Source organism: Lentzea sp. NBRC 105346, from assembly GCF_030269605.1.
Classification (GTDB): Bacteria; Actinomycetota; Actinomycetes; order Mycobacteriales; family Pseudonocardiaceae; genus Lentzea.
The window spans coordinates 172,037-197,041 of sequence record NZ_BSTQ01000014.1; the positions used below are offsets into that span (position 1 = coordinate 172,037).

The 25,005-nt window shown below is 69.2% G+C and carries 24 protein-coding genes; 11 read left to right on the top strand and 13 right to left on the bottom strand.

Annotated features, from left to right (window positions below; translation table 11 throughout):
- The first annotated feature begins 1 nt into the window (after position 1).
- Together QSK35_RS28095 and QSK35_RS28100 are read left to right on the top strand one after the other, a co-directional pair.
- Positions 2–697: a FadR/GntR family transcriptional regulator gene (locus QSK35_RS28095; RefSeq protein WP_285750534.1), complete on the top strand. Its 696-nt coding sequence runs from the start codon at positions 2–4 to the stop codon at positions 695–697.
- 145 nt (positions 698–842) lie between these two features.
- Complete coding sequence (locus QSK35_RS28100; RefSeq protein WP_285750535.1) at positions 843–2,486, top strand: AMP-binding protein; 1,644 nt, start codon at positions 843–845, stop codon at positions 2,484–2,486.
- Positions 2,487–2,684: 198 nt separating this feature from the next.
- Here the strand turns inward: QSK35_RS28100 and QSK35_RS28105 are convergent, their stop codons facing one another.
- The 3 genes from QSK35_RS28105 to QSK35_RS28115 form a co-directional block, all read right to left on the bottom strand.
- On the bottom strand, positions 2,685–3,119 hold the full coding sequence (locus QSK35_RS28105; RefSeq protein WP_285750536.1) for a hypothetical protein: 435 nt from the start codon (positions 3,117–3,119) through the stop codon (positions 2,685–2,687).
- 39 nt (positions 3,120–3,158) lie between these two features.
- Complete coding sequence (locus tag QSK35_RS28110) at positions 3,159–3,458, bottom strand: hypothetical protein (protein ID WP_285750537.1); 300 nt, start codon at positions 3,456–3,458, stop codon at positions 3,159–3,161.
- A gap of 73 nt (positions 3,459–3,531) precedes the next feature.
- Entirely contained in the window at positions 3,532–4,887 is a 1,356-nt protein-coding gene (locus QSK35_RS28115; RefSeq protein WP_285750538.1) for an alpha-amylase, read from the bottom strand.
- 171 nt (positions 4,888–5,058) lie between these two features.
- On the opposite strand from QSK35_RS28115, the gene thrS reads away from it, so the two are divergent.
- Both thrS and QSK35_RS28125 read left to right on the top strand, forming a co-directional pair.
- Complete coding sequence (thrS, locus tag QSK35_RS28120; protein WP_285750632.1) at positions 5,059–7,065, top strand: threonine--tRNA ligase; 2,007 nt, start codon at positions 5,059–5,061, stop codon at positions 7,063–7,065.
- Positions 7,062–7,607: an HIT family protein gene (locus QSK35_RS28125; RefSeq protein WP_285750539.1), complete on the top strand. Its 546-nt coding sequence runs from the start codon at positions 7,062–7,064 to the stop codon at positions 7,605–7,607. Before thrS ends, QSK35_RS28125 begins: the two co-directional genes overlap by 4 nt.
- Here QSK35_RS28125 and QSK35_RS28130 read toward each other — a convergent pair.
- On the bottom strand, positions 7,571–8,623 hold the full coding sequence (locus QSK35_RS28130; RefSeq protein ID WP_285750540.1) for a serine hydrolase domain-containing protein: 1,053 nt from the start codon (positions 8,621–8,623) through the stop codon (positions 7,571–7,573). The genes QSK35_RS28125 and QSK35_RS28130 overlap by 37 nt on opposite strands.
- A gap of 93 nt (positions 8,624–8,716) precedes the next feature.
- On the opposite strand from QSK35_RS28130, the gene QSK35_RS28135 reads away from it, so the two are divergent.
- The 6 genes from QSK35_RS28135 to QSK35_RS28160 all read left to right on the top strand — a co-directional run bounded on the left by QSK35_RS28135 (position 8,717) and on the right by QSK35_RS28160 (position 14,976).
- A complete protein-coding gene (locus QSK35_RS28135) occupies positions 8,717–9,418 on the top strand; it encodes an SDR family NAD(P)-dependent oxidoreductase (RefSeq protein WP_285750541.1) in 702 nt (233 codons plus the stop codon).
- Between the two features lie 96 nt (positions 9,419–9,514).
- Positions 9,515–10,354, top strand: a complete 840-nt coding sequence (locus QSK35_RS28140; protein WP_285750542.1) for a helix-turn-helix domain-containing protein — start codon at positions 9,515–9,517, stop codon at positions 10,352–10,354.
- Between the two features lie 1,070 nt (positions 10,355–11,424).
- Complete coding sequence (gene pgsA / locus QSK35_RS28145; RefSeq protein ID WP_285750543.1) at positions 11,425–12,018, top strand: phosphatidylinositol phosphate synthase; 594 nt, start codon at positions 11,425–11,427, stop codon at positions 12,016–12,018.
- Positions 12,015–12,917 (top strand): phosphatidylinositol mannoside acyltransferase, encoded by a 903-nt coding sequence (locus QSK35_RS28150; protein ID WP_285750544.1) that lies wholly within the window; start codon positions 12,015–12,017, stop codon positions 12,915–12,917. The genes pgsA and QSK35_RS28150 overlap by 4 nt, the downstream gene beginning before the upstream one ends.
- The gene (locus QSK35_RS28155) at positions 12,914–14,026 is read left to right on the top strand and encodes a glycosyltransferase family 4 protein (protein WP_285750545.1); all 1,113 of its coding nucleotides are present in this window, start codon (positions 12,914–12,916) and stop codon (positions 14,024–14,026) included. Before QSK35_RS28150 ends, QSK35_RS28155 begins: the two co-directional genes overlap by 4 nt.
- The gene (locus tag QSK35_RS28160; RefSeq protein WP_285750546.1) at positions 14,023–14,976 is read left to right on the top strand and encodes an NUDIX hydrolase; all 954 of its coding nucleotides are present in this window, start codon (positions 14,023–14,025) and stop codon (positions 14,974–14,976) included. Before QSK35_RS28155 ends, QSK35_RS28160 begins: the two co-directional genes overlap by 4 nt.
- A 56-nt stretch (positions 14,977–15,032) precedes the next feature.
- On the opposite strand, the gene QSK35_RS28165 is transcribed toward QSK35_RS28160, so the two are convergent.
- Genes QSK35_RS28165 through QSK35_RS28200 form a run of 8 tightly spaced genes read right to left on the bottom strand, consistent with a single transcriptional unit; the run spans position 15,033 to position 23,369 of the window.
- A complete protein-coding gene (locus tag QSK35_RS28165; protein ID WP_285750547.1) occupies positions 15,033–15,911 on the bottom strand; it encodes a DUF1906 domain-containing protein in 879 nt (292 codons plus the stop codon).
- Between the two features lie 21 nt (positions 15,912–15,932).
- Entirely contained in the window at positions 15,933–17,138 is a 1,206-nt protein-coding gene (locus tag QSK35_RS28170) for a M20/M25/M40 family metallo-hydrolase (protein WP_285750548.1), read from the bottom strand.
- A 3-nt stretch (positions 17,139–17,141) separates the two neighbouring features.
- A complete protein-coding gene (locus QSK35_RS28175) occupies positions 17,142–18,335 on the bottom strand; it encodes a hypothetical protein (protein ID WP_285750549.1) in 1,194 nt (397 codons plus the stop codon).
- Positions 18,336–18,350: 15 nt separating this feature from the next.
- A complete protein-coding gene (locus QSK35_RS28180; RefSeq protein WP_285750550.1) occupies positions 18,351–19,769 on the bottom strand; it encodes a hypothetical protein in 1,419 nt (472 codons plus the stop codon).
- Positions 19,766–20,215, bottom strand: coding sequence for a hypothetical protein (locus tag QSK35_RS28185; protein WP_285750551.1), 450 nt, complete (start codon positions 20,213–20,215; stop codon positions 19,766–19,768). Before QSK35_RS28185 ends, QSK35_RS28180 begins: the two co-directional genes overlap by 4 nt.
- The gene (locus tag QSK35_RS28190) at positions 20,212–21,534 is read right to left on the bottom strand and encodes a hypothetical protein (protein ID WP_285750552.1); all 1,323 of its coding nucleotides are present in this window, start codon (positions 21,532–21,534) and stop codon (positions 20,212–20,214) included. Before QSK35_RS28190 ends, QSK35_RS28185 begins: the two co-directional genes overlap by 4 nt.
- Entirely contained in the window at positions 21,524–22,294 is a 771-nt protein-coding gene (locus QSK35_RS28195; RefSeq protein ID WP_285750553.1) for a hypothetical protein, read from the bottom strand. The genes QSK35_RS28190 and QSK35_RS28195 overlap by 11 nt, the downstream gene beginning before the upstream one ends.
- Positions 22,295–22,304: 10 nt before the next feature.
- Positions 22,305–23,369 (bottom strand): hypothetical protein, encoded by a 1,065-nt coding sequence (locus tag QSK35_RS28200; RefSeq protein WP_285750554.1) that lies wholly within the window; start codon positions 23,367–23,369, stop codon positions 22,305–22,307.
- A 213-nt stretch (positions 23,370–23,582) separates the two neighbouring features.
- Between QSK35_RS28200 and QSK35_RS28205 the strand changes: the two genes are divergently transcribed.
- On the top strand, positions 23,583–23,951 hold the full coding sequence (locus QSK35_RS28205; protein ID WP_285750555.1) for a response regulator transcription factor: 369 nt from the start codon (positions 23,583–23,585) through the stop codon (positions 23,949–23,951).
- Between the two features lie 59 nt (positions 23,952–24,010).
- On the opposite strand, the gene QSK35_RS28210 is transcribed toward QSK35_RS28205, so the two are convergent.
- Positions 24,011–25,003 (bottom strand): TIGR03842 family LLM class F420-dependent oxidoreductase, encoded by a 993-nt coding sequence (locus QSK35_RS28210; protein ID WP_285750556.1) that lies wholly within the window; start codon positions 25,001–25,003, stop codon positions 24,011–24,013.
- Between the last annotated feature and the right edge of the window lie 2 nt (positions 25,004–25,005).

Genomic DNA, 25,005 nt, shown 5'->3' on the forward strand with positions numbered 1-25,005 from the left:
GATGGAACACGCGCAGGAGGCGTTGTTCCGCCCCGTGCGGGCGGGCAACGCCTTCGAGGAGACCGTCGAACGGCTGATGCAGGCCATCAAGCTGGGTGTCGTCGCGCCGGGAGAGCGGTTGCCCGCGGAACGCGAGCTGGCCACGAAGCTCGGGGTCAGCCGCGTGACGCTGCGCGAGGCGATCAGGACGTTGCAGGAGAACGGTTTCGTCGAGTCGCGACGCGGCCGCTACGGCGGCACGTTCGTCAACCTCGAGCTGCCGCGCGGTTCCGCGGTCACGGAGTTCGGTGACATCCGCGACGCCCTGACGTTGCGCAAAGTCCTGGAGACCGGTGCCGCGGAGTGCGCGGCGGGACGGACGCTGGGCCCAACGGAACGCCGTGGCCTGCGGTCGCGGCTGGCCGAGTGCTCCGAGGCGTCGCTGGAGGACTACCGGCGCAAGGACTCCCGGCTGCACCTGGCGATCGCGGAGGCGACCGGTTCGGCGTCGCTGACCGCGGCCGTCGCCGAGTCGCGGATGCGGGTGAACGAGCTGCTCGACGGCATCCCGTTGCTGGAACCGAACCTGGCACACTCCAACGACCAGCACGCACACATCATCGCGTCCATTTTGGACGGTGATCCGGTCGCGGCCAGGCAGGCGATGGCCGAACACCTCGACGGCACAGCGGCGTTGCTGCGCGGTTTCTTGACCTGACCGGTCAGTCTAAACGTGAAAACGTTTACAGTTATGAGATGTCCGGTTGTCATGCACATCCCGCATGTAACGCCCCTTCCCGAGACGCGGTCGGCCCGTTACCGTCCGAATACCTCGGGGAACCCCCGTACGCGAGGAGCGTTTGATGGCGGGTTTGCGCAAGGCGTTCCGTGACGCCATGGGCAGAGTGCATTCACTGCGGGTGTTGTCCGCCGCCGGCATGGTCAGCCTGACCAACTTCAAGATGTCCCTGCAAGCCCTGCGGGAAGTGTCGATCTGGGGCCCGAACGTGACGGCCGTCCGGCGAGCGGTGCGGCTCAACCCGGACGGTGTCGCCGTCGTCGACGAACGCGGTTCCGTGACCTACCGCCAGCTGGATCGTCGTTCGACGGCGATCGCACAGGGCTTGCGCGCCTTGGGAGTCCAGCACCAACACGTTGTCGCGGTCATGTGCCGCAACCACCGCGGCATGGTCGAGACCCTGCTCGGCTGCGCGAAACTGGGTGTCCGTGCCCTGCTGGTGAACACCGGCTTCGCCGCCCCTGTTGTATTGGACCTACTCCGCCGCGAGGGTGTCTCACTCGTCATCCACGACGAGGAGTTCACCCCGCTGTTCCATCAACTGCCGCCGCACATCCCGCGGTGGCTGGCGTGGTCGCGCGACGGTTTGGACCGTCGCACCCCGACGCTGGACCAGTTGGTGTCGCGTGCTCCGCGCGGTGAGCTGGAACCGCCGCGCGAACCGGGCATCGTCATCCAGCTGACGTCCGGCACCACCGGCGTGCCGAAGGGGACGTACCGCGAGATCAAGTCCGTGCTGACGGCGTCGGACTTCCTCGACCGCATCCCGATGGGGGCGGGGGAGTCGACGTTCATCGCCGCGCCCATCTTCCACGCGGTGGGGTACTCCCTGCTGACCCTGGCCCTCTCACTGGGGTCGCGGGCGGTGTTGCAGCGCCGTTTCGATCCCCGCAAGACCCTGTGGTCGGTGCAGGGTCAGAAGTGCACGACGCTGGTGCTGGTGCCGACGATGCTGCAACGCATCGTCGAGCTGGACCGGTCCATTCTGGACTCGTTCGACCTGTCGCATCTGCGTGTCGTGTTCTGTTCCGGTGCGACCATCCCACCCGATCTCGTGGAACGGACGATCGCGACGTTCGGCCCGGTTCTGTACAACCTGTACGGATCCACCGAAGTCGCGGTGGCCACGGTCGCCACGCCGGAGGACCTGTCCGCCTCGCCGTCGACCGTGGGGCTGCCGCCGCACAACTGCGTGGTGCGGATCTACGACTCGTCCGGTAACCGGATCACCACTCCTTATGTGACCGGACGGATCTACGTGCGCGGGTCGCTCACAGTCGACGGGTACACCGACGGGACGCAGAAGGAGATGATCGACGGCCTGGTGTCCACCGGGGACCTCGGGCACACCGACGCGGCCGGGCGGCTGTACTTCGACGGGCGCGAGGACGACATGATCGTCTCCGGTGGGGAGAACGTCTATCCCGTCGAGGTCGAGAACCTGCTCATGACGCACTACCGGATCCGCGACGCGGCCGTGCTGGGGGTTCCCGATCCCGAGTACGGGCAGCGGCTGCGGGCGTTCGTCGTGCCCGTCGCCGGGGCGCGGATCGATGTGCGGGAGCTGCGGGAGTTCGTGCGGACGCGGCTGGCGCGGCACAAGGTGCCGCGTGAGGTCGTCGTGGTGCCGAAGCTGCCGCGCAACGCGACGGGCAAGGTGCTTCGGCGCCAACTGATGTCAATCCGCTTCGGCCCCCAACCGCACTGAACCGAGGACTCGCGGGGCCTGAACTGAGGACTCGCGGGGCCTGAACTGAGGACTCGCGAGGGCCGAACTGAGGACTCGCGGAATTGTCAGGGTGCCTGGTTAGGCTCGATTCGGGGGCTGCTCACGCAGGCCGCAGACGCGCACGGTCCCCGAAATCGAGGCTACCGGCGGGCACCGACAATTCCGCGAGTCCTCAACTCAGCGGTCCCAGCGGTCGTGGTGGCCGCGGTCGTCCATGCGGCTGTGACCGGGGCGGTCGTGGCCGCGTGGGCCGAAGCCCGGGCCGCCGCGGCCGTCGCGGTCGAGGAGGGCGACGATTCCGCCGCCGAGGATCAGGCCCAGCAGGCCCACGGCGACGAGCTGGGTGGCGCGGTGGCGGGCGATCACGCGTACCCGTTCGCCGCGCGGCCGCGGTGCGGCAGCGGCCGGTTGCTGGAACGCGGCGTACTCCGGCGCCGGTTGCTGGGCGGCGGGCTGTTCGGGCGCGGGCTGCTGCTGGGCGGCCGCGGGCTGCTCGGGCGCGGGCTCGCCGGCGGGCGGCAGCGGCGACGTCCGCTGCTCGGGCGCGGGCTGCGGCGACCCGGCCGGTCGCTCAGGCGGAGGTGGTGCGGCGGCGGGCGGTTCTTCACTCATGCGTTCAGCATGCGCCGCTGACCTGTGTAAATCCTTAAGTCAAGCTGTCGGTATGACGTGGTTGAGCAGGTGCAACTCGGCATGCGCACACCCGTCCTGCGCGCTGTTCATGATCGGCTGACTCGGCGCGAACGTGTGGCGCTGGTCGGCGTAGGTGGCCCAGAAGCATGCGGGATCCAGACCAGGGGCGATGCACCAGACGAAGTTCAGCGTGGTGCGGGTGCCGTTGGCCGCGTCGCGACGCAGGTAGTGGTCGCGCAGGTCGGCGTACAGCAGGCGCAGCTCGTCCCGGTTCTCGCTGGTCAGAGTGACCGGGCAGTCGACGACCTCGAAGTGCATCGGTGGCTCCCTCGTGCGGTGGCGGGTCACCAGCGTCCTCGCTGACCCACCGCCACCGCATCCGAAAAACCACTTAGACGTGAATGGCGAGAGATGCGTGTGCGGGGACGACGGCGTGGAACCAGCCGGTGCTGTTGACCGCGTAGCAGCCGCCCGTTCCGGACACGTCGCAGTAGTTGCCCGCGGGCATGGACGTCTGGAACCAGCGGTCGGTCGCCGAGTCGGTGTCGTTCAGCACGGCGTAGCCCTTGGTACCGCGGCCGAAGGCGACCAGGTCGCCGCCGTCGTCCCACCAGTTCACGACGGACGTGCCGCGCACGACGTTGTGGAAGCCGACCATGCCCGCGGCCGCGCGGTGTTCGCAGAGCCAGACGGAACCGCAGGAGGCATCGGTAATGCGTCCCGACGAATCCTGGGGCGGGCCTTCGTCCGACGACGAGAACGCGTAGCCGGAGTACAGCGCGGGCGTCCCGTACGGCCACGCGAGCATGAACGTGTTCGCCAGGCGGTAGCGGGCACCGTCCTTGTAGGACAGGGTCGAGCCGTTGCGCTGCGTGTCGTGGTTGTCGACGAACACGACGGCCGACGAGCCGGCGATGTAGCCCCAGCCCTCGCCGTAGTTCTTCAGATACGCGAGCTTCTCGTTGTACAGCACGCGGCGAAGGTCGTAGGCGTAGCGGAACTCGTGCACGTCGCCGACGCCCGTGTACTCGGCCGGGCCGATGGGTTCGCCCGCGCCGTAGATGACCTCCTGGACGATGTACGCCGAGCGGGACAGGCGGGACTTGATCGCGTCGAGGTCCGCGACCGGCATGTGCTTCGCCGCGTCGATGCGCAGTCCGTCGACGCCCAGCGACAGCAGGTCGTTGAGGTACGTGGCGATGCGGTCGCGTACGTAGGTGGTGTCGGTGGCGAGGTCGGCGAGGTTGACCAGCTCGCAGTTCTGGACCTCCCAGCGGTCGCCGTAGTTGGCGATGTCGTCACCGCCGTTGCGGCCGCAGTGGTGGAAGTCCCACGACGCGTACGTGCCGGGGTAGTCGTAGTGCGTGTAGGCCGATCCCGCCCAGCCGGTTCCGGCGCCGCCCGTCGTGTGGTTGATGACGGCGTCGACCAGCACCTTCACGCCCGCGTTGTGGCACGTGGTGACCATCGAGGAGAACTGCGCGCGGGTGCCGAGTCTGGACTCGATCTTGTAGGACACCGGCTGGTACTGCGTCCACCACGCCGGGCCCGTCACGTGCTCCTGGGGCGGGGACACCTGGACGTACCCGTAGCCCTGGGGCCCGAGGAACGTCGTGCACTCACGGGCGACCGAGGCCCAGTTCCACTCGAACAGCTGAACGATCACGTCGCGCGGGCCGGCAGGGGTGGCCTTCGCGGGACACGACAGCACGCTCAGCGTCATTGCCAGCGTCAGCAGGATCCGCATCTCCGCACGTTACGACCACATGGCGGGAACCAGACAGGCCCGAAAGCGGGATCGCGGGCTGAAAAATTTGCAAGCTTTCCCTCTGGATAACATCAGACCGAACAACCCCGCCCAAATCGAGGAGTCACCGTGTCCGAGCACAGCCCCGTGTCCCCCGCGAACCCACCGCGCGTGGTGGTGCCGGCCGGGACGACGGCGGGTACGGCCGTGCGCGAGGCAGGGCTCCCCGGCAAGGGCGCCGACGCGATCGTCGTCGTGAAGGACGCCGAGGGTCACCTGCGCGACCTGTCGTGGACGCCGCAGGTCGACGTCGAGGTCGAGGCCGTCGCCGCGAACACCGACGACGGCCGTAGCGTCATCCGGCACTCCACCGCGCACGTGCTGGCGCAGGCCGTGCAGCAGCAGTTCCCCGAGGCGAAGCTGGGCATCGGCCCGCCCGTGAAGGACGGCTTCTACTACGACTTCCAGGTCGAGAAGCCCTTCACGCCCGAGGACCTGCAGGCGCTCGAGAAGCGCATGAAGCAGATCGTCAAGGGCTCGCAGCGGTTCTCGCGCCGCGTCGTGGAGTCGATCGACGCCGCCAAGGACGAGCTCAAGAGCGAGCCGTTCAAGCTCGAACTGGTCGACATCAAGAGCGACGTCGACACCAGTGAGGTCATGGAGGTCGGCGGCGGCGAGCTGACGATCTACGACAACCTCGACCCGCGCACCGGCGAGCAGGTGTGGGGCGACCTGTGCCGCGGCCCGCACGTGCCGACCACGAAGCACATCCCGGCGTTCAAGCTCACCCGCGTCGCCGCCGCCTACTGGCGTGGCAACGAGAAGAACCCGCAGCTGCAGCGCATCTACGGCACCGCGTGGGAGTCGCAGGAGGCCCAGGACCGGTACCTGGAGCTGCTGGCCGAGGCCGAGCGCCGTGACCACCGCAAGCTCGGTGTCGAGCTGGACCTGTTCAGCTTCCCGGACGAGATCGGCTCCGGCCTCGCGGTGTTCCACCCCAAGGGCGGCATCATCCGCAAGGCGATGGAGGACTATTCCCGCCAGCGGCACACCGAAGAGGGCTACGAGTTCGTCTACTCGCCGCACATCACCAAGGGCAACCTCTTCGAGACGTCCGGCCACCTCGACTGGTACCGCGACGGCATGTACCCGGCGATGCACCTCGACGCCGAGCTCAACGAGGACGGCACGGTCCGCAAGCCCGGCCAGGACTACTACCTGAAGCCGATGAACTGCCCGTTCCACGACCTGATCTTCAAGTCGCGCGGCCGTTCCTACCGCGAGCTGCCGCTGCGCATGTTCGAGTTCGGCTCGGTGTACCGGTACGAGAAGTCCGGCGTGGTGCACGGCCTGACCCGCGTGCGCGGCATGACGCAGGACGACGCGCACATCTTCTGCACCCCGGACCAGGTGCAGGACGAGCTGAAGTCGTTGCTGGGCTTCGTTCTCGGTCTGCTGCGCGACTACGGCCTCGACGACTTCTACCTCGAGCTGTCGACGCGAAACGAGGAGAAGTACGTCGGCTCCGACGAGGTGTGGGAGAAGGCGACCGAGGCGCTGCGTGCCGCGGCCGAGGACTCCGGCCTCGAGCTCGTCCCGGATCCGGGCGGCGCCGCGTTCTACGGCCCGAAGATCTCCGTGCAGGCGAAGGACGCGCTGGGCCGCACGTGGCAGATGTCGACCATCCAGGTCGACTTCAACCTGCCCGAGCGCTTCGAGCTCGAGTACACCGGCCCGGACGGCTCGCGCCAGCGCCCGGTCATGATCCACCGCGCGCTCTTCGGTTCCGTGGAACGGTTCTTCGGCGTCCTGACCGAGCACTACGCGGGCGCGTTCCCGGCGTGGCTCGCACCGGTCCAGGTCGTCGGCATCCCGGTGACCTCCGACAACATCGACCACCTGCTCGCGGTGCAGAAGACGTTGCGCGCCAAGGGCATCCGGGTCGAGGTCGACGCGTCGGACGACCGCATGCAGAAGAAGATCCGCAACCACACCATGCAGAAGGTGCCCTTCATGCTCCTCGCGGGCGCGAAGGACGTGGAGGCGGACGCCGTGTCGTTCCGCTTCCGCGACGGCACTCAGATCAACGGTGTGCCGGTTCAGCAGGCCGTCGCGCAGATCCTGGACTGGGTCGAGCGCCGCGAGAACGGCTCGCCCACGGCGGAACTGCTCCAGTGACCGACTTCGAGGAGCAGGACGGTGCCGGGATCCAGGACGCTTTCCAGCGGCTCTGGACCCCGCACCGCATGGCGTACATCCGTGGTGAGGGCAAGGCCGAGGGCGACGAGCCCGCGGGCTGCCCGTTCTGCCGCATCCTCGGCGGCGACGACGAGACCGGCCTGATCATCGCGCGCGGTGAGCTGGTGTGGGCCGTGCTGAACCTGTTCCCGTACAACCCCGGTCACCTCATGGTGCTGCCGTACCGGCACGTGCCGGACTACACGGACCTCACGCCGGAGGAGACCGTGGAGTTCGCGGAGTTCACGCAGAAGGCGATGCGGGTCATCCGGCACACGGCGGCGCCGCACGGGTTCAACATCGGCATGAACCAGGGCGTCGTCGGCGGGGCGGGCATCGCCGCGCACCTGCACCAGCACGTGGTGCCCCGGTGGGGCGGCGACGCGAACTTCATGCCGGTCATCGGGCACACCAAGGTGCTGCCGCAGCTGCTGGGCGAGTCGCGTCAGATGCTGGCCGACTCCTGGAAGATCGTCGACTGAAGCCAGAAGTCGCGCATCCACTGCGGCGGCACGGGATCCTCGGTGGCGGTTTGCGTGAGCAGGATCGCGACCGTGTTCGTCGACGGGACGATGTGCGCTGAGGTGCCCGTGCCGCCGACCCAGCCGTAGCGGCCGGGGACGTTCCACGGGTCGATCGCCGCGACGTCGACCGTGCCGCCGAACCCCCAGCCCTGGCCGTCGAGGAACAGCGCGCCGTCCCGCCGCTGCTGTTCGGTCAGGTGATCCGTCGTCATCAGGCGTACGGACTCGGGGGACAGCAGCCCGGCGCCCTGGTCGAGGAGCATGCGGCCGAACGCCAGCCAGTCGTCCGCGGTGGACACCAGGCCGCCCGCGCCGGACGGGAAGGCGGGCATCCTGCTCCACTGGCCGTCCGGCGGGTCGAGCACCTCGCCGTTCGCGTGGTAGGCCGGGAGGAGCCGGTCGGAACTGAAGCCCGTGTCCTTCATTCTGAGCGGCCGGAAGATCCGGGTTTCGAGGAACTCGGGTAGCGACATCCCGGACGCCCGCGCGACCAGCACGCCCTGGATGTTGGAGCAAATGTTGTACAGCCACGTCTCGCCGGGCTGGTGCAGCAGCGGGATGCGGGACAGCCGCGCCAGCCACTCGCCGGGCGCGGGAAGTTGTTGCGGGGCCAGTCCGTACTGCTCCAGTTCGGCGAAGAGCAGCTGGACCGCGGGTAGCGAGAAGTCCGCCGGGAATCCCCAGCCGGCCCGCGACGTGAGCACGTCGAACACCGTGATCGGCCGCCGCGCGGGCACCACGTCGTCTACATCACTGCCAGGTGTCCGGACCACCTTCGGGGCCGCCAGTTCCGGCAGCCACCGGCCGATGGGGTCGTCCAGCCGCAGCACGCCGTCGTCGACCAGCAACATCACGGCCGCGGCGACGATCGGTTTGGTGATCGAGGCGATGCGGAACACCGTGTCCCGCTCGGCCTCGCCGCTCACCTGAACCTCGACGGACGAACCACGCGCCATGAGCGTCACAGAATCCATGCCCGGACAGACCGTCCGTATCTTCGGAACTCATCGGTTGTGACGTGGACCGCACACCGTGAACCCGAATGGCCCAGTGATCGTGTGTGGCGCATGCGAATTCGACCCGGACAGGTAGCAGTCGTCACCGGTGCCGCCAACGGCATCGGACGTGCCCTGGTCTCACGCCTCGTCGCCGCGGGCGTGAAGGTCGTCATGGCGGACGTCGAGGAGGCGCCGTTGCGCGTCGCCGAGATCGAGCTGCAGTTCTTTGGCGGCGACGTGCTGGCCGTTCCCACCGACGTCACGGACCTGACCGAGGTGGAACGCCTGCGTGACCGGGCCTTGGAGCACTACGGCCGGGTCGACCTGATCGTCAACAACGCCGGCGTGATCGGCCCCAAGAAGCCGGTGTGGGAGCTCGAGGCGTCCGAGTGGAAGCGCACGACGAGCGTCAACCTCGACGGCGTCTTCTACATGCTGAAGGTGTTTGTGCCCGAACTGGTCACGCGCGGTCGCGGACATGTGGTGAACGTCGCGTCCGTCCTGGGCACGTCGACCACGCCGCTGATGGGTGACTACGCGGCGAGCAAGCACGCGGTCGTCGGCCTCACTGAGACGCTGCGCTCGGAACTGCCGGCTGAGATCGGTGTCACACTTGTCCTGCCCGGCCCGGTGCGCACGCGGTTGCTCGACGGCGAAAACGACCTGATGGGAATCGCTCAGTCGCCTTCGGCGGTCGCGGACCAGATCGTGGCCGCAGTGGATGCCGGACGGATGCGTCTGTCTCCGAACAGTCTTCTCATGGCCGCGTAAATATGCGATAGATCACCCACTCGCCGCGATCGGGCGACGGAATACCCCGCCGATGGCCGATCGTCTGAGCGTGTACAGACGGTTACGGTGCGATACATGACCGCACCCGAACGTTCGCGATTAGCGAGAGAACGGCTGTCGCGAGAGTTACGTCGGCTGCGCACCGAGGCGAAGATGACCGGCACGGCCACGGCCCGTGCCACCGGGATGAGCCAGTCCAAGCTGTCGAAGATCGAGAACGGCATGCTGCTCCCGTCGGTGACCGACGTCGAGCGCCTGGTCGCGGAGTTGGCCGCGACCAGGGAGACTCGGGTCGAACTGGTCGAACTCGCCAGATCGCTGCACGCCGAGGCCGAAACGCGCCGAGTCGTGCTGCACCGGGGCGCACACCGCCATCAGCAAACGATCAGCCGCGTCGAGGCGCGGGCAGCCACGAGCCGGTTCTTCCAGCTCAACCAGGTCCCACAGCTCCTGCAGAGTGAGAGCTACTTGCGGGTCGTGCTGGCCACGATGCCGCCGCAGGAGCAGGAGGCAGCCGTCGCCGCACTGCGCATCCGCCGCGCCAGGCTCGACGACCTCGCCAAACAGTTCGTCTTCCTCCTCACCGAGAGCGCGCTGCGCTGGCGGATGGGGTCGGCCGAGCTGATGTGCGAGCAGATCGACCACCTAGCCGCCACCCTCCGCCGTCCCAACGTGCGCCTAGGCGTCGTTCCATGGACGGCCGATGCGAACCTGGTGGCACTGCACGGGTTCCATGTGTACGACGAACGTGTCGTCACCGTGTCCGTGCTCACTGGGAACGCGACCATCACCGATCCGCTCGACGTCCGCGAGTACCTGCAGCTGTTCGGCAGGCTCGAGCGACTCGCCGTGCGCGGGGAGGAGCTGCAGGCGCTCCTCGCGCGAATCTCCGACGATCACCGTCGGCTCGGCTGAGCAGGCGTTTCGTTCCTCCACCTGACGGCGCGAGGCAACCCCTCGCGGGAGGAACGAATCCCTCGGACCCCTCGGACTCGGTAGGGTGAACTTCGCGGATACCCACAGTGTGCTTAGGGCTGCTGACCTGCGCTTGTGCAATATGGGGCGGCCCGAAATTGTCAGACCCCGGCGGTACGCTTGAAGCGCATAAGGAAGCGCGCGGGGATGGCGAGCGGCATCAGCTGGATGCGGGCTGCTAATGGGGCGAGCACTGCGGACGGCGAGCACTGCGGACGGCGAGCCACTGCGGACGGCGAGCCACTGCGGACGGCGAGCCACAGCGGACGGCGAGCCACAGCGGACGGCGAGCCACAGCGGACGGCGAGCCACAGCGGACGGCGAGCCACAGCGGACGGCGAGCCACAGCGGACGGCGAGCCACAGCGGACGGCGAGCCACAGGGGATAGCGAGCCACAGCGGATAGCGGCGGTCGCGGATGCGAGCCGCAGTCGGCGGCGGGCCAGCGGGCAGCGAGCAGCGGCGATAGCGGCCACGGCGGCCGCGAGCTATGGCGGACGGCGAGTTGCCGCGGCTGGCGAACAGCAGTGAACGCCGGGGCACAGCGCATGCGGGCCCAGGCGGATGGCGGACTGCAGCGGGTGGTGGCCGCAGCTCATGAGGGGCCACGGCGCACAGCGAACCACGGTGCAGGGCGGGTTTTACGGTGCGCCGCAGCGCACCGAGGGCCCAGCTGTCGCACGCTCCAGCGCACCGCGGGGCAGCGCACTGCGGGTCGCAGCGAGTGGCGAGCCAGCGCGCGGCGGGTCCCGCAGGCCACAGCGCACCGCGGGCCCAGGGCGCCGCGGACCCTCCGCACTGCGGGCTTCGGCCGGTGGCGCGGCCCAAGCCCACCGCCCACCTCGGGCCGCCGTGGGCCCAGTGCCCCACAGTCCCCATCGACACCGCCCACCCCAGCCCGCCACCGGTACCCGCCACGCGGGCCAGACCGCCCACGCCGGACACCCAGACGGCGATCACCCGGCCTCGGCGAAGCTTGACGGACTCTGCACAGCTAGGCTGCCTTCGCCATGCTGAACATCTTCGCTCGTGAATCGGTCTCGCGCGTCACCGACCCGATCGGGAGGTGGCTGGTCGCCCGCGGCCTGTCGCCGAACGTGGTCACCCTCGGGGGCTCCGCCGCGGCGATCGCGTGTGCGGTGTGGTTCCTGCCGCGCGGGCAGCTCTTCCTCGGCAGTGCGCTGATCACCGCCTGCGTCCTGCTGGACCTGATCGACGGCGCGATGGCGCGGGCGCAGGGCGGCGGGACGAAGTTCGGCGCCGTGCTCGACGCGACGTGCGACCGGATCGTCGACGGGGCGGTCTACTGCTCGCTGATGTGGTTCTCGTTCGCGCACGGCGACAAGCCGACGGCGTTCGCCGGGTGCATCGTGATCGTCGGGGCCGAGGTGATCTCGTACGTCAAGGCGCGGGCGGAGGCGTCGGGCCTCAACGCCGACGGCGGGATCGCGGAACGCGCGGAGCGGTTCATCATCGCGTTGGTGGGTGCGGGCTTCCAGGATCTGGGTGTGCCGCACCTGCTGCCGATCGCGATGTGGATTCTGGCCGCGCTGGTCGTGGTCACGATCGTCCAGCGCGTGCTCAAGGTGAGGCGGCAGGTATGAGCCTCGCTACGTTCGGGTACGCGGCTGGGTGGCGACTGGTCCGGATGCTGCCCGACAGGACGGCGAGAGCGCTCTTCCGGTTCGGCGCCGACCAGGCGGCCAAACGGAACGGGCCGGGTGTGCGGCAGTTGCGGGCCAATCTGACCAGAGTGGTCCCCCAGGCCGGCGAGGAGGAGCTCGACGACCTCGTCCGGGAGTCGCTGCGGTCGTACGCGCGGTACTGGTGTGAGGCGTTCCGGCTGCCCTCGATGGACCTGAAAGACGTGTACACCAGGTGTGACGACCTGGTGACCGGCCAGGAGAACCTCGACGCCGCCCTCGCCGAGGGAACCGGCGCGATCATCGCCTTGCCGCACAGCGGGAACTGGGACATGGCCGGCGTGTGGCTCGTCGGGCACTCCGGCACGTTCACGACGGTCGCCGAGCGGCTCAAGCCCGAGTCCCTGTACCGGAAGTTCGTCGAGTTCCGCGAGACGCTCGGGTTCGAGGTGTTGCCGCTCAACGGCGGCGAACTGCCGCCTGCCACGATCCTCAAGCAACGACTGCGCGACAACAAGGTCGTGTGCCTGCTGGGAGATCGCGACCTGACGTCCAGTGGTGTCCCGGTGAACTTCTTCGGCGAGCAGACGTTGATGCCGGCCGGCCCGGCGCACCTGAGCGCACAGACCGGGGCCGCGCTGCTGCCCGTGGGGTGCTGGTTCACCGAGGACGGGTGGGGGTTCCGCATCCACCCGCCGATCAAGACCGGCAACGTCAACGCCGCCACGCAGGCGCTCGCGGACGTGTTCGCCGCCGACATCGCGGCGCACCCCGCCGACTGGCACATGCTGCAGAAGCTGTGGCTCAACGACCTTCCGGAGAGCAAGCGCAAAGCGCTGGCGCGCAGGCGCGCGTCATGAAGGTCGGGATCGTGTGCCCGTACTCCTTCGAGGTTCCCGGAGGGGTGCAGGCTCACGTCGTTGACCTCGCGCGTGCACTGCAGAAGCTCGGGCACGACGTGAACGTGCTCGCGCCGGCGGACGAGGACACGAAGCTGCCGGATTTCGTTACGCCCGCGGGGAAAGCGCTCGGCATTCCGTACAACGGGTCCGTGGCGCGGCTGTCGTTCGGACCGATGTCGTACGCGCGGGTGCGGCGGTGGATCGCCGACCACGAGTTCGACGTGCTGCACCTGCACGAGCCGGTGGCGCCGTCGTTGTCCATGCTCGCGCTGATGGTGTCGGACGGGCCGATCGTCGCCACGTTCCACACGTCCACGCCGAAGTCCAAGATGCTGACGGCGTTCCAGCCGGTGCTGCAACCGTTCCTGGAGAAGATCACCGCGCGCATCGCGGTGTCGGCGCTCGCGCGGCGCGTGCAGGTCGAGCACCTCGGTGGCGACGCCGTGGAGATTCCCAACGGCGTGGACGTCGACTTCTTCGCGGGAGCGAAACCGCTCGACGGCTACCCGAAACCGACCGGCACGATCGGCTTCATCGGCCGCTTCACCGAGCCGCGCAAGGGATTTCCGGTGCTGCTGGACGCCTTCCGGCAGTTGGACATGCCGGACGTGCGGCTGCTCGTCGTCGGCCGCGGTGACGCGGACGAGCTGAAGAACCTGGACATCCACGACCGCATCGACTTCCTCGGCCAGGTGTCGGACGAGGAGAAGGCGCGTGTATTGCGCAGCGTGGACGTGTACTGCGCGCCCAACACCGGTGGCGAGAGCTTCGGGATCATCCTCACCGAGGCGATGGCGGCCGGGGCGGCCGTCGCGGCGAGTGACCTCGACGCGTTCCGGCGCGTGCTCGACGACGGCAAGGCGGGCGTGCTGACACCGGTCGGCGACGCCGATGCCCTGGCGAACGCCCTGAGGAACCTCTTGCAGGACAAGCGACTTCGCGACGACTACGTCGAGAGCGCTCGGCAACGGGTGCAGGCGTTCGACTGGTCGGTGGTCGCCGGACAGGTGTTGCGCGTCTATGAGACGGCGATGGCGGCCAACCCGCGGCGGGTGGCCGAGGCGTGATCACCACCCTGGTCGTCGTGCTGGGCCTGGCGGTCGTGATCGGCCCGTGGCTGCTGGGCATCGCGAACCGCCTGGACCGCCTGCACGTCCGCACCGACGCCGCGTGGGCCGCGCTCGACGCCGCGCTGGCACGGCGGGCCGTCGTCACCCGCGCCCTGCTCAACTCCGAGCTTTCCCTGATGGCGGACCGCGCCGAACGCGCCGACCGGTCCGAGCGCGAGGCCGCCGAGAACGAGCTCAGCCGCATGCTCGGCGCGGTCGACCGGTCCGTGCTGCCGCCCGCGCTCGCCGCTGAACTTGCCGACGCCGAGCAACGGGTCGTGCTCGCCCGCCGCGTGCACAACGACGCCGTGCGCGACACGCTCGTGCAACGGCGGCGCCGGGTGGTGCGGTGGCTCAAGCTGTCCGGCACCGCGCCGCAGCCCTCGTACTTCGAGATCGCCGAACCGGTCGAGGAGGCCGAGGCGGTCGTGCTCACGCCCCGGCCGTCCGCGCGCGTCGTGCTGACCGACCGCGACGGCCGCGTCTTGTTGTTCCAGGGCCACGATCCCGCACGGCCGCAGGAGCTCTTCTGGTTCACCGTCGGCGGTGGCGTCGAGCAGGGCGAGGAACTCCGCGACTGCGCCCTGCGGGAAGCCTTCGAGGAGACGGGCCTCCGCCTCACCGACGACCAGCTCGCCGGCCCGGTGTGGCGGCGGCGCGCGGTGTTCAGCTTCGACGGCGAGACCTTCGACGCCGAGGAGTGGTTCTTCCACGCCAAGGTCGACGGCCACACCGTCGACACGTCGGGCTTCAACGAGGTCGAGTTCGCGACCGTCAAGCAGTTCCGGTGGTGGACGCAGGCGGAGCTGGACGCCACCGAGGACACCATCTATCCCAGGCAATTGAGTGAGTTCCTGCCATCGCTCATCAATGCTCCCTGGGACGGTCGCACCCGCGCGATCCGTTGACCACCGTTAAGGCCACCTTCACTGCGTTCAACGCAGTGAAGGTGGCCTTAACGGCACTAGGCGGCCAGCTCGGCGGAGAGGGCCTGCGCGAACGAATCCGCCGTGACGCCCCGAGGCAGGAGGGGCGCCAGGGCCTTCGCCAGCACGCCGACGTCGCCCGAACCCGTTGCCAGGTCCCGCAGAGCGTCGACCACCCGAGCCTCGCCGTGCGTCATCAACGCGGCCGCTTCCTCGTCGTCGGAGTCCTCATCGGACTCATCGGAGTCGTCCGAGCCATCGAGGATCTGCTGCAGCAGGTCGATCGCCTCGCGGATGCGCTCGTGGTCCGGGTTCGGTTCCTCGCGCTCGGCGTCGTGCTGTCCCCAGTCCTCCTCGATCAGCACGTCGTTGATGTCGCACTGCACACCACCGACGACCCGCTGCTCGGCGTGCTGGTAGAGGTGCCGTGCCTCGAAGAGCCGCACCGGCGTGCCGGACCACGCGCGGCACTGCCAGAAGTAGGACGCGACCTCCTCGGCGGCCGCCCGCGACACGATGTCGTGCTCGCCGTACACGCCGACGAACTCGACGCCGCCGAGCTCCTCGGCCGCGCCGCGCAGGTATTCCATGGCGGCCTGGAACTCGTGCTCGTGCACCACGTCCTGGTCGACCGCGAAGTAGATCGGGCGGTCCGACGGGAATCCGATGGCGTCCGCGTGCTCTCGCGCACGGCGGGCCGAGGCGACACCGCCGTCGTAGCCCGCACGCCAGTCGCCCGCGGTGTGCTCGTACACCAGCGCCATGCCGAGATCGTGCTCGGCGAAGTCTTCGAGTTCCGCTGCCGTGGTGCACTTCGGGTTGTTCGGGAAACCGATGTAGCGAACGGCACCGCTGAAGCCGGCCTCCGCGATCGCCGCGGCACCGGGGAAACCCGCTGAATAGTCGAGAACCTGCATCTGTACCTTCCCCCTGAGTTGTTACGGTTGTGAAAGTTCGTGCAGCAGGGCCGTCGCGGTGTCGACGCCGCGGGTGAACGCGTGCAACGAGAGTCGCTCGTCCGGGGCGTGCATCCGCGAGTCCGGGAGCCCGAAACCCAGTAGCAGCACGGGAATGCCGCGGGCGGCGAACCTGCCCGCCACCGGGATCGAACCGCCGGACCGCACCAGCACGGGGGAGTGCCCGAACCCGCGCCGGCAGGCGCGGGCAGCGGCGGCCACGGCCCATCCATCAGTCTGCGATGAAAACCCGGCAGCGGAACCGTTTCGGCGCAAACCGACCCGAACGTCGGAACAAGTCCGCTCGCGGAAGAATCGCCGCACGAAGCGTTCGATCTGCTCGGGCCGCTGATCGGGACCGATCCGGATGTCCAGCGTCGCGCACGCCCGCGCGGGAATCGCGCCCGCGCCGGACCCGGCGCGCAGGGAGGTGACGGTCAACGCCGGACCGGAAGCGAAGTCACGAGCGGGCCGCAGCATCGGATGATCGCTCAGCGACGCGAGGAGGCGGGACAGTTCGAGGGCGGCCTGGGGAACCGCACCACCGAACCGTCCCGCGTGCAGATCGGTGGCCCTGCCCTGAGCCACCGCCGTCAGCTTCACGTTGCCGCGCAAGGAGATCGTCAACGACGGCACGTCCGGCGCCGCCATCTCCGTGTCGCTGATCACGACGAGGTCCGCGTTCATCCGGTCGAGGAACGGCATCGACGAACGGCTGCCGATCTCCTCCTCGCCGTCGAACACGTACCGCACGTTGACCGGGGGCCGGCCCGCCGTGCGCAGCCAGCTCTCCACCGCCGCGACGTGCGTCAGGAGCTGGCCCTTGTCGTCCGAAACCCCTCTGCCGTAAAGCAGATCGCCGGTAAGAGTCGGCGTGAACGGCGGGGAGTGCCATTCCACCAACGGACCCGGCGGCTGCACGTCGTAGTGCCCGTAGACGAGCACGGTGGGCCGGTGGCGGCCCGCGTCAGCGCGGGCCACCACCAGCGGATGGCCACCGGTGCGGACCGCCCGCACGCCGGACAGCCCGGCGCGCCGCAGCCGGCGCACCAGCCATGTCGCTGCCCGGTGCACGTCCGCACGGTGGCCGGGATCGGCGCTGACACTGGGGATCGCGGCGAACCGGACGACGTCGTCGATGAAACGACGCCGGTTCGCCGCCGCGTATCCCAGTGCCCGCGCCAGCACAGCTCACCGCTTGTGGCCGTTGACCGCGGCGAGGCCGCTGCCCTTGTACGCCCCGAGCCCGCCGCGCCTCGAATACGCGGGCAGGTCCGAAGGCGCCGCCACACCGACCGGCCGGTGCGCGTCCCACGGCAGGACCCGCTCGATGTCCGTCCGCTCGGCGACCCGCAGCGACTGCGCCGAGGTGATCCACTCCTCGGCCGGTTCCGCGACCTCCAGCAGCAGCGTCTCGAACTCCGCGCGCGTCGTCTCCAGCAGGTTCGGGCCGGCGAGCCAGCGCAGCACCTGCCGTCCGGTGACGCCCATCCGCTGCCGAGGCGAGGTCACGAGACGCTCGTCGAAGTAGCGGATCAGGACTTCGTCCACGACGTCCCACGCGTTGGCCGCGCCGAAGAGGTCCTTCACGTCCTCCGCGTTGAGGATCTTGAAAGCCTCCTCCAGCAGCTGCATGACCTCGACGCGCAACACGTTGAGGTGGCCGTAGGACGTGAACTTCAGGTTGTTCCTGAGGTCCAGCCCCGCGCGGCGCACCACCGCGATGCTGCCGAACGACGGGTCGTACGCCCGCGCCCGGATCACGTCCGAGATCCGCTTGTCCCGCCAGAACAACGCGATCTGGTTGTTCAGGTGCACGAACAGCCGGTGGAAGTCGGTGTTCGGCCGCGAGTTCGCGGACCCGGATCCCTTGCCGTAGCCCAGGATCCGCCGGTACGCCGAGATGCGGTCCTTCTTCGTGTACCGCAGCACGTCGCGCCGGTCGAACTTGTACAGCCCGAACGCGCCCACGCCGTCGGAGAGGCGGATCGCGCCGCCCTGGAACAGCTCCTGCAGCTTCTGCACCACGCGGAAAACGCCGATCCGCTCGTGCTGGTACAGGTAGTACAGGTCGCCGACCGCGTAGATCCGCTCGGACGCGACGTTCTCGTCGTAGCTCTCGACACCGCGCGGCAACGCGGTCTGCCCGAGCGTCTGCGCCGCCTCCGGGCCGATGCCGACCAACTGGCCGAGCCCGCCGTCCGGTGCGGACGGCTTGGCCCGCTCGGCGGTCTCGACGCTGTCGAGCATGTCGTCGATCTGCCGGATCAACGAGTCCGCGAGCTGCGGGTTGGACGTGAGCTCTCCCGCGAGCCGGTTGGCGACCTGCCCCCGCAGGGCCGCCACCCGGTCGAAGAGCTCCTTGTACTCCTTCTCGGTTGCCATCTCGATCCCTCCCCGCTACGCCTTGGGCCGCGGGCGGGGCCGCGGTTTGGCCGGTGGGCTCAGTTCGGCCTTGAGCCGCGCCACCAGGTCGTCGATCTGCTTGTCCGAGAGCTTCGCCGACCCGTTGGACTCGGGCAGGAAGTCGTCGGGGTGGTGCACGGACTGGGCGATCCGCACGATCTCCTGCAGGTCGTCGTGCAGCTCGTCGATCGCGATCTGCACACGCCTGCTGAAGAACCCGGCCGGCAGCGTGTTGGCGAAGTCCCTGGTGTTGTCCTCGCCCGGTGGCGTCCGGAACCTCCTCGGCAGCGCGCCGACGATGTCCTGCAACCGCCGCGCGACCTGGACGAACGCGTTGTCGACGCCGTCCTTGCCCAGCTCGGCCATCTTCTTTCCGTCGTTGAGCGCGAACTCGTGCACCCACCGGGTCAGTCCGCCGAGCGTCATGGACTCCTTCGGCGCCGTGTCCAGGTCGCTACCACCGCCGCCTGTTGGGATCACCGGTGGCACCGGAACCCGCAGCACCTCGCGCTCGCCGGCGTTGATGAGCACCGAGTCCAGCGCCGCCCAGAGTTCCTCGACCTGCGCGGCCGTCGCGGCCATCAGCTGCGACAACGCGATCAGCGCCGGGCCGAAGAAGCCGCTGGAGTCCGTCGGCGGGTTGAACGGGTCGATCCTGGCGCGCACGCGGGTCCACCCCTCGAAGAGCGAGACGTTCCAGTCCACCAGCGTGATGAACGAGGTCTGCACCCGTTCCTCCTCGATGGTGTTGACCAGCCGGGAGATCAGGCCGAACTCGTCGCGCAGCCGCCCGAGGTGACCGCCGACGTTCTCGTCGGTGATCGGGCCGCCGCCCACGCCCCCACGCCTGGTGTCGACGTCGATGGCGGAGTTGAACAGCAGCATCGCGAACAGCTGGTCCACCTTCGGCACCCGGATCAGCGGGCTTTCGAACTCGTGCAGCAGCCCCCGCATGTCGTCGCGCACCAGGCTGCGGAACAGTTCCGCGTCCTGCGGGTCGAAGTCCACCCGCAGCGGCGTCAGCGCGTCGAGCAACGTCAGCGAGTCCTTGATCGCGGTCCGCGCACGGGCCGCGAGCGACGCCTGCGCGCCGGTGACCGCGCCGAGATCCGCCTGCACGGCATAGCCGCGCGGCCGCCAGGTCGCCTCCGTGTGCCCCTCGATCTGCGTCAGGTCGAAGCTGCCGCTCAGCGCGGCCACGAAACCCTTGGCGTCACCGGGCCGGAACTTCCAGCCCAGCACGTCGCTGATCGCGTTGCTGGCCAGCCGGCCCAGCTCGCCCTCGCCCCGGTCCGTCGACGACGGCGTGACCGTGCCGACGTCCTTGGTGAGAATCGGGAACGCTGCGTCGATGTCGTGCGGGTTGCGGAGTGCGGCGCCGCGATCGCGCTTGTCGTCGTCAATGTCGTTCATCGTGTACCTCCCCCTTCATCCGTGATCTCGCGCCAGCACCTCATCAGCGCATCGCTCACCGCCTGCAGCGGTTCGGCGCACCTTTCACCGCCGGAGATGACCGAACCGGCCCAGCCGCGCCACTCCGGCCCGTGGCCCCTGATCCCGACCAGCAGATCGCTGACCGCGAGGTAGGACCGCATGCGTTCGTCGTACCTGCGCCGCAACGCCTCCAGCTCGACCGCCGCCGCGTAGACGCGGGCCGGGCTGGCCCCGCCGTCGAGCTCGCGCAACGCGCTGTCCAAGTAGGACAGACCGTCGACGACCGCTTCCTGCACGTCGTCGGCGACCGCGAGGCCCACGCCCGTGGGCTTGTCCTCCGTCACCGTCACGTTCAGCTCGCGCCACGAGTCGTGCAGGCGGGCGACGGCGTCGCGTAGTTGCGGCACTTCCGTTCGCACGCTCATCGCGACCTCCTCCCCAGTTCCGCGAAGAAGTTGTGCATCAGGCGTTCCGGCGGCGCCAGCTCCCGCTCGATCGCGTGACGCACGGCCCCGATGAGGAACCGTTCGGGCACCACGCCGGGGTCCACACCCTCGGCGAGCCGGCCGGCCGCCTCCTCGATCATCGCCTGCTCCTTCGGCTGGAACCGCAGCACGCGCAACAGGGTCCGGCCGCCCAGCGTCGGATACTTCGTGCCGCACACCGCGTCCACCACCAGTGGAACGGCGGTGCGCGCGGTCTTCAGCAACTCCGAAGGGATGTCCGACCCGCGCGTGTCCGGGTAGAGCGACCGCCACGTCCGCAGGTGCGCCTCCGCCTCGAGCGGAAACCCCATGCGCCGCAACAACTCGACGGACAGGAACGCACGCAGGTACGGCGTGGGATGCACCCCGCCCGGCGAGTAGGTCAGCGTCTGGCGCCGCGACCTGCCCACCACGTCGAACAACGAGCCGACCGCCGCGGGACCGCCGAGCAGCAGCCCGGACATGTCCGCGAAGATCTCGCGGTTCCACCGGGTCCACACGGCCGCCACCGACCGGGGCAGGCCCGCGTCCAGCAGCCTGCGCGCGATCGTCACCGGCACGGTCTTCTGCAACCCGAGGTCGTTCTGCAGGTTGTGGCTGACCTCGTGCAGGATCGCGCCGAGCGTCCACGGGTTCAGCAGCCGGTGGTACGGCAGTTGGATCAGCGCGAACGGGTTGAGCTGCTTCCCGATCTTGCTGAGCCGGATCCCACGCCGGTAGGTGGCGGGGGAGAAACCCGTGCGCATGTACGCGAACGGCGGCGGTGCGGGCACCGACCGCGTCACCCCGATGCCGAGGTACGCGTACTGGTAGCAGTCCAGCGCGATGCGGTCGCACGCCACCAGCCACGGTGCGAACGCCGACTGCCGTTGCCCGAACAGCTCGAGGTAGAAGTCCCAGACCTGTTCGGTGGCGCGAACCCAGTCGTGTGCCTTGGACTTCAGCTCCAGCAGACGCGTCAGCCGAGCTCGGCTCGGCTCGTCGACGGCCTCCGAAGCCGCGCGTTCGAGTTGTGCGAGGACCTTGCCGAGCGGCTTGCGGAGCGTGCCGAGGAGGTCGTTGACCGCCTTGACGTGCCCCTTGCTCGGGCCGGTCGCCGGATCGCCGAACTCGTCGAACCGAAAGGGCCGCAGGCCTTCCCGGTGCCGCACGACGTTCTGAGCCTGGCTGAGCACCCAGGTGCGCAGGTGATCGGACGCGCCGGCGGCGTCCGCCGGTCCGGTCCGGCGGGCCTGCGGCGCGAGGAGCTCAGCAACCACGGCGACGCCTGCCGGCGACGCGACGCTGTGCGGTGGGCTGGCGACGACGACGGGCCGGCGTGCGGTAGCCGCTCGCGCGGCGGCCGCCGTGGCCCGACTGGCGTTGCTGGTGCCTGCGGTTGAGCTGGTTGGTCGCGCGGACGGCGCCGGTGCGGTTGGAGCGCAGCGTGTCGGCCATGTTCTTGCCGAACGTGCCCGCCGCCTTGCGCCAGCTGATGTCCTTGCCGTCGGCCCACTGCCCGGCGAGGTCACCGGCGGTCTTCAGCACGGCGTCCGGCACGGCCTTCACCAGCTGCCGCGTCTCCGGCCGCTTCCACAGCTGGCGCCCGACGTTCGCGACCCCCTTGATCAGCTGCGGGCCGACCTTCCGGATCACCGGCAGCGCCTTGGGCAGGATCCGCGCCGCCAGCGGGACCAGCGCACCGAGGAACGCCTCGGCCTCGGCCTCGCTCTCGGCGTTCGCGGCCATGCTGGCGAAGTGCGCCATGAGCTCGGCTTCCTGCGCGACGCCGAGCCGGCTGGCACGGAGGTTGGGGTTGGCGAAGTCCTCCCACTCCGCCTCGTACTCCTCCTCGAGCTCGTCCTCGTACTCGTATTCCTCCTCGAACTCCAGCTCGCGGACGAGGTTCTCGAACTCGTTCTCCCACTCGCCCTCGTCCTCGTCCTCCCACTCGAACTCGGTCTCGTACTCGCCCTCCCACTCGAGCTCGTACTCGCCCTCCAGCTCGCCCTCGATCACCGGGTAACCGTTGCGCCTCATCGAATTCCCCCTAGAACTCGTTGTCCTGCCGGACACTCGCCGTGCGACCGGCCGGCACCGCCCCCTCGGGCACCTTCACGTGCGAGACCACCCGCACCAGCCGCGAGCCGTTCGCGGTCGGCACCCGCACCGGCGTCGTCACCTGCACGGTCGACCGGCCCGGACGCTTCGACGCGGACCCGTTCACGACCGGCGCGCGCAGCGGTCCCGGATAGGTGGCGACCATCCCGAGCTGCCGCGCCTTGCGCACGCCGCGGACGTGCCTGGTCAGCGCCTGGCGCGCGGCCTGTGGATCGGCCAGCACGCGCGTGGCGTGCGCGCCCAGCGCGTGTCCGACAACCTGGCTGTTCAGCGGCCGGCCGCTGCGGGCGTACTTGGTCAGCGTGTTCGCCGTCCGGTCTACAATGGACGGAACGATGCCGGTGTACGCGCGGGTGGCCTTGTTGCGGTGCAGCAGTTCGGCGAGCACCGACGCCCCGCGCACGAGGTCGGCGTGGACCTTGCGCAGCGCGCGGCGGTCCGGCCTGCTGAGCAACGTGCTGGCGGCCGCGCCGACGAGCGCCTCGGCCTCGCCCTCCGACTCGGCGTGCGCCGCACTGGCGGCGAGCGCCTCGGCCTGCGCGTGGGTGGCGCTGATCGGACGCGCGAGCTCCTCCTCGAACTCGGCCTCGTCCTCGTACTCGCTCTCCAGCAGCGACCCGATCGCCTTGCCCGCCAGTCCGCCCAGCGGACCGCCGAGCGCGGTACCGATCATCGGGGCGGCGATCTTCGCCAGCGGCCGCAACACCTTCAGCCCCCGGCTCGCGATGCGCCCGAAGCGGCGCAGCCCGCGGCCGATCCGCTTGAAGAACTCCTCGCCCTCGTCCTCGTACTCGTGGTACCTGGCTTCGTCTTCGTACTCGTGGTGCCTGGCTTCGTCCTCGAGCTCGTACTCGTGCTGCCCGACGAGGGCTTCCAGCTCCTCCTCGAATTCGCTCTCGTACTCGCCCTCGAGTTCCTCCTCGGCCTCCAGCTCGTCCTCGCCTTCACCCAGGACGTTGCCGAGGAACTCCTCGTATTCCAACTGCTGCGTCATGATGTGGCTCCTCTTCCCTGGCCTGTCGCACAGTCCACCTGCGCCGTTGAGCTGGGAAAAGTCACACATTCCATTGGCGTGCGATTGAGCTACTGCACACGTGTGTCACACGAATCGGGGACGCGGCGAATGGCGGATTGCGCTTTCCTGGTTACTGGAACCTTGCGCGATTCGCTCGGGGGAGCGGTTCCAACACGCCGGGGGAGGGCGTTCATGGATCGACAAGAAGTGATGGAGGACGACCGCGTCAGATCACTGCTACGCGCGCTCGTACGTCGCGTCGCCGAGCTGGGGGAGTCGTCGGGGGACGCTCCGCTGCTCGACACGCAGGAACTGGGGGTTCGGTGCCTGCTGTTGCCGTTGAACCCGGATCCGGTGGATCTGTTGTCACCGCGGGAACGGGAGATCGCCCGGATGGTGGGGCTGGGGCACACCAACAAGATGATCGCCGCCGTGCTGGAGATCTCGCTCTACACGGTGTCGACGCACCTGCGGCGGATCTTCGCGAAGCTGGACGTGTCGACGCGGGCGGCAATGGTGGCGGTGCTGGCCGACCACCACGCGCTGCCGCAGTCCGGTTAGCGTGTTCGTTGCTCCGGCCTGCGGGCTGATGGTCCGCAGGCCGGAACGAATTAACGGCGTCAGATTGCCGGAATGATCGAGGATCCGTACGCTTCGCGGGTCTTGTCCTTCTCGTCGTGCATCAGATACAGCGAGAACTGATCGACTCCGATTTCCTTCAACTCCTGAAGGCGATCCACGTGTGCCTGTTCCGGGCCGACCAAGCAGAACCGGTCGACGATTTCATCCGGAACGAAATCGGTGGACCGGTTGCCCGCTTTGCCGTGGTGGGAGTAGTCGTACCCCTCGCGGCCCTTGATGTAGTCCGTCAACGCCTTCGGCACCACGCCGGAGTCGCCGTACCGCGCGACGAGGTCCGCCACGTGGTTGCCGACCATGCCGCCGAACCAGCGCAGCTGCTCGCGCTGGTGCGGCAGGTCGGTGCCGACGTACGCGGGCGCGGCCACGCACATCGTGATGGCCGACGGGTCGCGGCCCGCCGCGGTCGCGGCTTCGCGGACCGCGCCGATGGTCCAGCGGGCGATGTCCGGGTCGGCGGTCTGCAGGATGAAGCCGTCGGCCTGTTCACCGACCAGCTTCAGCGCCTTGGGACCGTACGCGGCCATCCAGATCTCCAGCTTGCCGTCGCGCACCCACGGGATGCGCACGGGCGTGCCGTGGTGCTGGACCTCGCGGCCCTCGGCCAGTTCCTTGATCACGTGCATGGCCTCGCCGAGCACACCCAGCGTCGCCGGCTTCTGGCCGATGACCCGGCGCGCCGAGTCGCCGCGGCCGATGCCGCACACCGTGCGGTTGCCGAACATGTCGTTGAGCGTGGCGAACAGCGACGCCGTCACCGACCAGTCGCGCGTCGACGGGTTGGTGACCATCGGGCCGACGATCAGCTCCTTCGTGGCCGCCAGCACCTGCGAGTAGATGACGAACGGCTCCTGCCACAGCACGCACGAGTCGAACGTCCAGCCGTAGCGGAACCCGCAGTCCTCGGCGGCTTTCAGCCCCGAGACGACGTCCCGCGCCGGCGGGTCCGTCTGCAGCACGACACCGAAATCCACGA

What these genes read in the sequence shown, in the direction of transcription:
- QSK35_RS28095 (WP_285750534.1), top strand. Translation starts at nt 2, where the DNA reads ATGGAACACGCGCAGGAGGCGTTGTTCCGCCCCGTGCGGGCGGGCAAC.
- QSK35_RS28100 (WP_285750535.1), top strand. Translation starts at nt 843, where the DNA reads ATGGCGGGTTTGCGCAAGGCGTTCCGTGACGCCATGGGCAGAGTGCAT.
- QSK35_RS28105 (WP_285750536.1), bottom strand. Translation starts at nt 3,119, where the DNA reads ATGAGTGAAGAACCGCCCGCCGCCGCACCACCTCCGCCTGAGCGACCG.
- QSK35_RS28110 (WP_285750537.1), bottom strand. Translation starts at nt 3,458, where the DNA reads ATGCACTTCGAGGTCGTCGACTGCCCGGTCACTCTGACCAGCGAGAAC.
- QSK35_RS28115 (WP_285750538.1), bottom strand. Translation starts at nt 4,887, where the DNA reads ATGCGGATCCTGCTGACGCTGGCAATGACGCTGAGCGTGCTGTCGTGT.
- QSK35_RS28130 (WP_285750540.1), bottom strand. Translation starts at nt 8,623, where the DNA reads ATGGATTCTGTGACGCTCATGGCGCGTGGTTCGTCCGTCGAGGTTCAG.
- QSK35_RS28135 (WP_285750541.1), top strand. Translation starts at nt 8,717, where the DNA reads ATGCGAATTCGACCCGGACAGGTAGCAGTCGTCACCGGTGCCGCCAAC.
- QSK35_RS28140 (WP_285750542.1), top strand. Translation starts at nt 9,515, where the DNA reads ATGACCGCACCCGAACGTTCGCGATTAGCGAGAGAACGGCTGTCGCGA.
- pgsA (WP_285750543.1), top strand. Translation starts at nt 11,425, where the DNA reads ATGCTGAACATCTTCGCTCGTGAATCGGTCTCGCGCGTCACCGACCCG.
- QSK35_RS28150 (WP_285750544.1), top strand. Translation starts at nt 12,015, where the DNA reads ATGAGCCTCGCTACGTTCGGGTACGCGGCTGGGTGGCGACTGGTCCGG.
- QSK35_RS28155 (WP_285750545.1), top strand. Translation starts at nt 12,914, where the DNA reads ATGAAGGTCGGGATCGTGTGCCCGTACTCCTTCGAGGTTCCCGGAGGG.
- QSK35_RS28165 (WP_285750547.1), bottom strand. Translation starts at nt 15,911, where the DNA reads ATGCAGGTTCTCGACTATTCAGCGGGTTTCCCCGGTGCCGCGGCGATC.
- QSK35_RS28175 (WP_285750549.1), bottom strand. Translation starts at nt 18,335, where the DNA reads ATGGCAACCGAGAAGGAGTACAAGGAGCTCTTCGACCGGGTGGCGGCC.
- QSK35_RS28180 (WP_285750550.1), bottom strand. Translation starts at nt 19,769, where the DNA reads ATGAACGACATTGACGACGACAAGCGCGATCGCGGCGCCGCACTCCGC.
- QSK35_RS28185 (WP_285750551.1), bottom strand. Translation starts at nt 20,215, where the DNA reads ATGAGCGTGCGAACGGAAGTGCCGCAACTACGCGACGCCGTCGCCCGC.
- QSK35_RS28195 (WP_285750553.1), bottom strand. Translation starts at nt 22,294, where the DNA reads ATGAGGCGCAACGGTTACCCGGTGATCGAGGGCGAGCTGGAGGGCGAG.
- QSK35_RS28200 (WP_285750554.1), bottom strand. Translation starts at nt 23,369, where the DNA reads ATGACGCAGCAGTTGGAATACGAGGAGTTCCTCGGCAACGTCCTGGGT.
- QSK35_RS28205 (WP_285750555.1), top strand. Translation starts at nt 23,583, where the DNA reads ATGGATCGACAAGAAGTGATGGAGGACGACCGCGTCAGATCACTGCTA.